This is a genomic window from Lishizhenia sp., assembly GCF_033720595.1.
Taxonomy (GTDB): domain Bacteria; phylum Bacteroidota; class Bacteroidia; order Flavobacteriales_D; family Crocinitomicaceae; genus Lishizhenia.
The window spans coordinates 1-9,127 of record NZ_JAWWCF010000121.1; the positions used below are offsets into that span (position 1 = coordinate 1).

Below are 9,127 nucleotides of genomic sequence, written 5' to 3' on the forward strand. Positions count from 1 at the left end.
AAAATGGTCAGGTTGCCAGAGAGGGTGTTTACGTATATCGTTTAAGTTTACGCGATGGAAATGGTATAGAAGTATTACGTCATGGACACCTTACTTTATTAAATGCCACAGGCCAATAATTTTTTGTCTAAACAAGCACAAAAAACTACAATTTTTAAGCTACTATTTCACCCCTCTAAATCTTCTTGCTATCTTTGATTAACTATGGACGAATTTGAATCTTATTATCCCCAAAAACCACATTTGGTAGAGAAGGAAAGTAGAGGGAATATGGCGTCAACCGTATTTTCCTTGTTGCTTTTCATCATTACTTTTGCGTGGATACTAGGCGGTGATTATAGCTTTATTTTCATGTTGGTGGCTGTTTTGGTGATTCATGAATTGGGTCATTTTACTCTCATGAAAATATTCAATTATAAAAATGTACGCATGCTCTTTGTTCCTTTAATGGGGGCTTTTGTACATGGGAAAAAGAAAATCTATTCTCAAAAAGAGAGGGCACTTGTTTTACTAGCGGGGCCGCTTCCTGGAATTCTGGTCGGTTTAGGGTGTTTATACTTTGGAGCCGATACAGAGATGAGCTGGCTGTTAGAAATAGGAGTGTTATTCTTGGTGCTGAATGTGTTGAATTTAATTCCACTAGATCCTTTAGATGGAGGACAGTTGCTTAAAAACATGTTTTTCGGAAAATTCGAATTGGTACAATTGATTTTTGCGCTTATATCTTCTCTTGCCGTAATTGTTGCGGGATGGATATGGCAAGAATGGATCATCGTTGGTTTTGGATTCTTCTTGGGAATACGTGTGAGAAACATCCAGAAGTTATACAACATTCGAAAAGATATGAAGGAGGAACATTTGGCCTATGTTTCTACTTATGAAGAATTAAGTAATAAAGATTTTGCCGGAATCAAGCAAATAGTAATGGAATATACTCCAGCGCTTAAGGTCTATGAAGAGCAAGCTCCTCAAGAGAAGTTTGACGCAATAATCGCCTCGCAAGTAAATGGAGTGCTCATAGCTCCGACCAAAAAAGATGCAAGTTTTCTTTTTAAATTGGTTGTTATGGCCATATGGGTAGCTTCTTTTGCGGCGAGTATTTACATGGTATTACACACGAATTTTTCTACAATTTTCAATGAATTATAAGATAGGAGAGAAGGTCACTTTTATGAGTGAAGCAGGTTATGCTATTATCCAATCCTTCAAAGATGCAAATACAGTTGTTATCCAAGATGAAACAGGGTTTAACAGAGATTATCCCATTTCTGAATTGGTGAAAATCCAAAGTGAAAATTACGCGGGTGGAGGCTATGCCGACAAGGATAACATAGAATACGAAGCAGAAATTAAGCATACCATCAAAGAACAACGCCTAGATTTCGACACTACAGACAAGCAACAAATTTGGGAGATAGATTTACACATGCACGAAATCGTGGATGATGAATCTGGTTTTGATGGTGGCGCTAAATTGAGAAAACAAGTACGTGAATTTAAAGCTTTCTACAAAAAAGCACGTAAGCACCATATACGAAAAATTGTAGCCATACATGGTGTAGGTGAGGGAATCTTGAAAAATGAAATCCGAACGTATTTAGATACACAAGAATTTTTAGAATATTACGATGCCGATTACCGTGAATACGGAAAAGGAGCAACAGCAGTTGAATTACAATATAAATAGTATGAAAAAGATAATCGTTTTAGGCGCATTGTTTAGCCTAGTCGCTTGTGGAGAAGCAAGCAAGAAAGAAGTAGTAGTAAAAGAGGAAGTTAAAATTGTTAATGGAGACACTACTATTACAAGAAAAACAGAAGCTGTTGATGCTGAAAAGACAGGTGAAGCGCAAAAAGAAGTGAATATCCGAATTGTTGGACCAAAAGAGTTTGAGCACATTGCGGCAGATGAAAATGGAAACATGATAGATGTTAGAACTGCTGGTGAGTTTGCGGAGGGTCATTTAGAAAATGCGAAGAACCTAGATATAACAAACGGAGACTTTCAAGCGGCTATGGAAACGATGGATAAATCAGAAACTGTAATGGTTTATTGTAAGTCGGGTGGTAGATCTGCGAGAGCGAGACAAATGCTAGAGGCTGCTGGTTTTGAAAATATCGTTGAAATGGAAGGTGGCTATATGAATTATTTGCGTGTTCAGGAAGCTAACTCTAATCAATAAGCATAGTAGTTCTTTCTACATTATTCTTAATTTTGCGGCATGTTAATGTTTCTCAATGGAGTGGCAGGCTCCGAAATATTCGTAATACTTTTATTTGTACTCATTTTCTTTGGGGCAAAGAGTATTCCTGGGTTGGCTAGAACCTTAGGTCGTGGATTCCGACAAATTAAAGACGCAAGTCAAGAAATCCAAGATGAAATTTCTAAATCAACGCAGAGCATGAAAAAGGACCTTAATTTAGAGGGACGTGCAAGAAATCTTCAGGATAATATTCAAAGGCCGTTAGATCAGATGGCGCAAGATATAGAGGAAGGTCTGGAAGGTGGAGTGGTTCATCGTAAACCTCCTCGCCAATACGTTGCTCCTCAAGCTCCAGAAAAGAAGGAGGACAGTAAGCCATTGGACCAAGCGCATAATAATCAGACAGAGAACAAGAATACACCAGAAGCATAATGTTAATAGACTTAGGAATACTCGTTGGAGGATTAATCGTACTTATTATTGGAGGAGAATTTTTAGTTAAAGGTGCTGTTGGTATAGCTTTTAAAGCACATTTATCTACCTTAGTTATTGGATTAACTGTTGTTTCTTTCGGAACCTCTGCACCTGAATTGTTGGTTTCCATTCAAGCTGCTTACAAAGGAGCTCCTGATATTGCCATCGGTAATGTAGTTGGATCTAACATCGCAAATATTTCCTTAGTTTTAGGTATTACAGTTATGGTCTATGGTTTAACCGTAGCACGCGATACTAAAATATATGATTGGCCTAAAATGTTTTTGAGTTCAATTCTCTTCTACATTTTTGCATACGATGGTATTATTGTATGGTTTGAAGGGATGATCATGTTAATTCTTCTGGTATTATACATCGCCTTTATTGTTACAAAATCACGTAAGCAAACCAAGAAAGAAATTGCAGAAAGTGACGAGGAAGAATTAGAAGCTCCATCCACTCTAGGGAAATCGTTTTTGTTTTTAGCCATTGGTTTGGTGGGACTTTACTTTGGTGCAACATGGTTACTTCAAGGGTCGGTATCTCTTGCTCAAGAAGCAGGTTTAAGTGAACGTGTAATTGGTATTACGATTATTGCCTTTGGAACTTCAGTTCCAGAATTAATCACCTGTGTTGTGGCTGCCTACAGAAAAGAAACAGCAATATCTATCGGGAACTTAATCGGTAGTAATATTTTTAACATCATGGCTGTAATAGGTATTACTGCAATTATTCATCCGATTAAAGTCAGTCAACCAGCTTTAGATTTTGATTTTATATGGATGATAGGTTTTGCATTATTGCTATTGCCTATGATATGGTTAGGGAAAAAAGTAGGTTTTTGGAAAGGACTCATTCTTTTTGGAACCTATGTCACCTATATCGTTTTATTACTCATAGATAATTCTGCTCACTAATTTATGCCCCTACTTAACTCCAAAAGAACCCTCATGCTTGCCTTATTGGCAACGGGGATGGCAGGTATAGTAGCGGAGTATATATTGGCTACTTTGGCCACTTACTTTTTAGGAGATTCCGTTTTTCAATGGACAATTATCTTATCCCTGATGCTCTTTTCCATGGGCTTGGGAAGTAGAATTAGTCGCTGGATTAAAACAAACTTAGAGGCTTGGTTTGTGGGGATAGAATTTACCCTTTCCATCCTAACATCACTATCCTCACTTTTCGTTTATTTGTTGATGCCGCATCTTTCTAATTTGGCACCTTCTATATACGTTTTGGCAATAATCATTGGGGCCCTGATTGGAATGGAAATCCCCTTGGTTACTAGGATAAATGCTAAGAATGCAGAGCTAAGAACCAACATTAGCGAGGTCATGGAGAAGGACTATTTTGGGTCTTTACTCGGTGGTTTATTTTTTGCTTTTATTGGAATTAAGTATCTAGGAATTACCTATACACCATTCATCGTGGGCGGTGTAAACCTCATTGTGGCTGTATTGGTTTTTTTCAAGTTTAAAAAGTACATCCTTGCAGGCTTGTTAAAGAAATTAAGTGTATTTGGTGTAGTTGTGGTGTTCGCAATTTTTGGTGGACTCTATTTTTCTGAACCAATTGTATTGTACGGAAATCAAAACTTATACACTGGAAAAGTTGTGTTTAGTGAGCAAACGCCTTATCAAAAAATTACCATTACCAAATGGCAAAAAGATTATTGGCTCTATTTAAATTCAGGGAAACAACTCAGTACATTTGATGAATGGATGTACCATGAACCCTTGGTGCATCCTGCAGTTCAATTGGCGGGTAAACCCAAACATGTTCTATTGATGGGGGCGGGTGATGGTTGTGCCATCCGAGAGTTATTAAAGTATCCTTTTATTGATAGTATCACCTTGGTAGATTTAGATCCAAGAATGATAGAAATTGGTCAAACTCAACCTATTTTAAGGAAAGTGAATCAAGATGCGTATCAATCTTCTAAAGTAAATGTAGTAGTAGGTGACGCTTTTAATTATCTGGAGAAAACACCAAAAGTTTACGATGTAATTATTGCAGATTTTCCAGATCCAAGAAGTGTTGATTTAAGTAGGTTGTACTCTAAAGAAATGTACAATTTAGTATATCATCGTCTTTCTCAACGCGGAGTTTTCATTACTCAAGCAGCAAGTCCATATTATACTACCAAGGCATTTCGCTGTATAGAAAAAACAATGGAAGCAGCTAATTTTCAGGTATTACCCTTACACAATCATATCTATACTTTTGGAGAGTGGGGGTGGATGATAGGTACTAAAAGTTTACCTTCTGCTTTCATGAAAGAAAAAATTGAAGCCATGGATTGGCAAAATATTTCTACCAAATTTTTAACACCATCCGCGAGTAAAATGATTACAAATTTTGGCGGTGACTTGGTTGATGTAGATACAAATGCATTGAAAATTAATAGTATATACAACCCTGTGCTATACAGGTATTACGGTGAAGGTAACTGGAGTTATTACTTTTAAATCCATCATCACCGCACAATAACCACCTTCTTTTCTCCGTTTTTTTATCATAATCCAAAATTATTCTGTAACCATTTTCTAATGGAGTATTATTAGTATGTAGAATCTGCAAGTTCTGCGTACTGCAAACCAGTTTGCAAAAGAAAGTAAACTATAAAACCAAAAGCGATGAGTATTAACCCAGTGTATCACCAAACAAGTTCTAAGTTAGACCAGGAACGCGTTTGGGTACAACGAGCTAAAAAGAACCCGGAGGATTTTGGGCCGTTGTATAGGAAATATCACGAGCAGATTTTTAGGTATGTGCACCAGAGAATGGATGACACCGAACAAGCATTCGATGTTACCTCTCAGGTGTTTTTAAAGGCCATAAAAAACATTCATAAATTCGAATTTAGAGGAGTTCCTTTTGGTTCTTGGCTCTACAGAATAGCGAAGAGTGAATTGTACCAGGCTTTTAGAGATAGAAAAGTGAAGAGAGCAGTAAATATTGAAACCTTACACATCACCGAAATCATTGAGGAAATGGATGAAGTGATTAATGATGAGAATCAAAAAAGACTGTTTAATGCCATAGCTCAACTCAAGGAAGAAGACGTTCAAATTCTTGAATTGAGGTATTTTGAAAAGAGACCCTACAGAGAGATTGGTGAAATTCTGGAGATTACAGAGAACAATGCCAAAGTAAAATCTTTTAGGGTTTTAGAAAAGTTGAAAAAAATAATTTTTAAAAACTAGCGGTCATGAATAACCGAAAAATGAATTTGGATAGGCCCAAGATTTCATCAGAAGAAATCAAAAGTAGACAGAATTTTGATCAGATCTTGGGCAACCTGAAAGCACTGCATAAACCCTTCTATAAAAAGACGTGGTTTTGGGGTACTACAGGTTTGGCCACCGTCGCCGTGGCAATTGGTTTGTCAACATTAATAACGAACGAAAATAATATAGATGAGAACAACACTACTTTAGCAGCAACAACAGCCTTAGCACCTTTGAATGTTACGGATGATCTAGAAGATACACCCTGTATTCAGACACCTGTAGACGGACAAGATGTTCCTTATGAAGAATATAAAGTTTATCCAGGTAGAGATACTACAATCACTACTGCAAATGGATCTACAATAAGCTTCAAGGCATCTACTTTGATGGCTGCAGATAGTGAAATTCCAGTAGAACTCAAGGTGAGATATTTTGCGGATAAGGCAAGTGCTTTTGTTGCTGGTATTCCTATGACCGTAGATGAAGGAGCTTTTGAATCGGCAGGTATGTTAGAGGTGCGTGGAACCCAAAACGGTAAAGAAGTTGCCATTAATCCAAAAGCGCCAATTGCAATAGATATGAAGATGTACAAACCAAGTGAAGGGTTTAACTTCTATTACCTCAATGAAGAAAATGGTGGTTGGGAAGATTCTGAATGCCTCTATGCAGATGCTAAACCAAGCCAACAAGAAAATGAGTTAGAAGGTGATTCTGAGCCAGATTATTCAAGTGTTTCTGACGATGTGTCGCCTCAACAAGAGCAGGTTATTGTAAAAAGAATAGCTGAGATAGATGTTGAGATTGAAGGGCTCAAGAAAGAAGAACCTCAACGTAAAGACTACAAGTTGGTTGAAAATCAAAATTTAGTATTTGATTTAGACTATGATGTGAATGAATTTCCTGAGTTAAGAAAATTACAAGGTGTTGGTTTCGAAGCACTACCAAACCAGAGACAATATAAAGATATTGTAAATGAAAATTGGGACAACGTCAAGTTAAAATTGATGGAGACTGGAGAGTATAAAATCACTTTCCTCAAAGGTAGAAAGTCAAATTACTTGATAGCACGTCCTGTACTTTCTGGTGTAGATGAAAAAGAAGCTGAGGAGTTGTTTAATCTTGTGATGAATGATGTTAAAGAGCGCAAAGAGGAATTGGTCTTAGAACGTAAGGCTTTGGAGGCTCGTCAAAAAGATTTGCAAGTGCAAATGAAAAAGTTGATAGAGGAGCAAAAAGCAAAGCAAATTAAAGATTTGAACCGAAAAAAAGAGTTGGAAAAGGTACAACAGAAGATGATTACAGCAAGTAGTGCTATCTATCAGGCCACAGCAAGTTTTAAAGCTTTTAATTGGGGTGTTTATAACTGTGATTCTCCAAGGAAGTTCCCTAATCCATCACCTCTTGCCTTTATTTACCATAAAGATGGAAAAAATGTTGAGGCAATTAAAGCCTTTGTATTTAGCTTTAATAAGGAAGCAAGATTTGAATATGGCTATCAGATGATTGGACTTCAAGCAATGAATAAAATAGGATTTCATAAAGGAAAGAATGTTATTTTCGTTCAAGATAAGTTTGGAGAAATGTCTTACGCCAGTTTTGATGAAAGTGAATTACCAAAGGAAGGATACCACAGATTTAATTTAACTACGATTGCGAATGCAGATTTTACAGCAGAAAATATTAAAGCTATTCTCGGTGAAAAGAGTTCTTCTAGGAATAACCTTGCTTTGCGTTAGTTCTTTCGGTTTTACACAAGAACGAGATAAGATTAAAGTTAAAAAGACCCCTACAGAAATAGATTTTCTACCACAAATAGCAGGTGTGTATGATGGTGAATTAGCCGTTGAGAAAATTTGTTTTGGAGGCGGGATTAAGAATAACCTGGGGTACCAGGTTTTTTCTTTTGATATCACATATGTAAAAGAGGGAGCTACGGTAACGGAGTCATACAGATCTAATCAAATACCTGATTCCGTCTGTGTACAGCTACAAATGTTTAATATCAACCAACGAATATTTTTTACAGCTATAAAAGCACTCGATCATAAAGGACGATTGATAACTTTGGACCCTTTAAGTTTAATTCCTATCAAAGAAGATGAATAAGTCGCTTTTAATATTGTTCTTTATTGGTTTAACGCTGCAATTGTCTGGGCAAGATAGTATTAAAATTAGATCTGGTAAGCCAAAACTCTACCAGGGCTCGTCACATGAAATTGCTGCTTGGTATTTGTATTTCGCCGAAGGTATGTACTACCTCACTAAACTTCCTAATAAGAAATCAAATGAGGCCAGTGAATGGTTCGAGAAAAGAAAAGATTCTCAGAATATCTACAAGGGAAAGATTTTTGAAGGAAAAAACACTACCCTGAGCCTCGCCAAAGAGAACAATAGTGCTGAGAAACTAAATTTTTATTTTCATAAATCTGAGGATGTAATTGTATTGATTTCAACGGTGGATGGAGTAAAATTTAGGTTTAGTGAAGTTTAGTTGATTATCTGAGATTCTGGAAGTATTTCTCTCGGATTTAAGATGTTGCGAATTCGGTTAAGGATATCTATATTTGTTAGACAAACAGATGAATAAACTACATGATACGTGTATCCATTTTTCTTTCTTTTCTACTAATAACTAGCCTAAGTTTTGGTCAGTTTGGTGGGTTTAGTGGTCGAAATTGGAAACGTAATACGCGAGAGTTTCGAATGGGCTTTGGAGCCACTGGGTTTTTGGGTGACTTAGGAGGAAGAGATCAAATTGGTACGGATTATTCACCGATAGATTTGGATTGGAAAGCTACTTCTATGGCTGCAATGTTGGGGTACAGATGGAGATTTGCACCACAATGGGCATTGACCTCAGATCTCAGCTTTGGAATGTTGCGCGGGAGTGATCAATACACTCAAGAAATTATCCGTAGCAGTAGAAATTTGCACTTTAGAGCCCCCGTTGTGCATTCGTCAAATCGTTTAGAATTTATCATTTATGCTTACGAAAAGTCAGGGAGAAGATACGACTTAAGCGTGCGTAAAGGGATGCACCATTACAATAATCAAATTTACCTTTTCGCTGGTGCAGGAGTGATGTTTTTTGTTCCTCAAGCTGATTTAGGATCGGGTTGGACCAATTTAAGACCGCTCAGCACAGAGGGACAAGGACTGCCGAATGGGGCAAAAAAATATAGCAACTTTACCGTTACTGTTCCTTTAGGATTT

Annotated in this window: 11 protein-coding genes; all 11 read left to right on the top strand. The window is 37.1% G+C overall.

Features of this window, described 5'->3' with window-relative positions; translation table 11 throughout:
- Positions 1-204 precede the first annotated feature (204 nt).
- A complete protein-coding gene (locus R3333_RS09455) occupies positions 205-1,149 on the top strand; it encodes a site-2 protease family protein (protein WP_318958546.1) in 945 nt (314 codons plus the stop codon).
- Positions 1,139-1,687 (top strand): Smr/MutS family protein, encoded by a 549-nt coding sequence (locus tag R3333_RS09460; RefSeq protein WP_318958547.1) that lies wholly within the window; start codon positions 1,139-1,141, stop codon positions 1,685-1,687. The genes R3333_RS09455 and R3333_RS09460 overlap by 11 nt, the downstream gene beginning before the upstream one ends.
- 1 nt (position 1,688) lies before the next feature.
- Complete coding sequence (locus tag R3333_RS09465; protein ID WP_318958548.1) at positions 1,689-2,183, top strand: rhodanese-like domain-containing protein; 495 nt, start codon at positions 1,689-1,691, stop codon at positions 2,181-2,183.
- A 39-nt stretch (positions 2,184-2,222) separates the two neighbouring features.
- The gene (locus tag R3333_RS09470; RefSeq protein ID WP_318958549.1) at positions 2,223-2,636 is read left to right on the top strand and encodes a twin-arginine translocase TatA/TatE family subunit; all 414 of its coding nucleotides are present in this window, start codon (positions 2,223-2,225) and stop codon (positions 2,634-2,636) included.
- The gene (locus tag R3333_RS09475; protein ID WP_318958550.1) at positions 2,636-3,595 is read left to right on the top strand and encodes a calcium/sodium antiporter; all 960 of its coding nucleotides are present in this window, start codon (positions 2,636-2,638) and stop codon (positions 3,593-3,595) included. The genes R3333_RS09470 and R3333_RS09475 overlap by 1 nt, the downstream gene beginning before the upstream one ends.
- Before the next feature lie 3 nt (positions 3,596-3,598).
- The gene (locus R3333_RS09480; protein WP_318958551.1) at positions 3,599-5,149 is read left to right on the top strand and encodes a polyamine aminopropyltransferase; all 1,551 of its coding nucleotides are present in this window, start codon (positions 3,599-3,601) and stop codon (positions 5,147-5,149) included.
- A gap of 168 nt (positions 5,150-5,317) precedes the next feature.
- Positions 5,318-5,887 (top strand): sigma-70 family RNA polymerase sigma factor, encoded by a 570-nt coding sequence (locus tag R3333_RS09485; protein ID WP_318958552.1) that lies wholly within the window; start codon positions 5,318-5,320, stop codon positions 5,885-5,887.
- Between the two features lie 5 nt (positions 5,888-5,892).
- On the top strand, positions 5,893-7,650 hold the full coding sequence (locus tag R3333_RS09490) for a hypothetical protein (protein ID WP_318958553.1): 1,758 nt from the start codon (positions 5,893-5,895) through the stop codon (positions 7,648-7,650).
- Positions 7,610-8,020 (top strand): hypothetical protein, encoded by a 411-nt coding sequence (locus R3333_RS09495; RefSeq protein ID WP_318958554.1) that lies wholly within the window; start codon positions 7,610-7,612, stop codon positions 8,018-8,020. Before R3333_RS09490 ends, R3333_RS09495 begins: the two co-directional genes overlap by 41 nt.
- Entirely contained in the window at positions 8,013-8,405 is a 393-nt protein-coding gene (locus R3333_RS09500) for a hypothetical protein (protein ID WP_318958555.1), read from the top strand. Before R3333_RS09495 ends, R3333_RS09500 begins: the two co-directional genes overlap by 8 nt.
- Positions 8,406-8,506: 101 nt before the next feature.
- Positions 8,507-9,127, top strand: a 621-nt coding sequence (locus R3333_RS09505) for a hypothetical protein (protein WP_318958556.1), incomplete at its 3' end; no start/stop codon positions are given.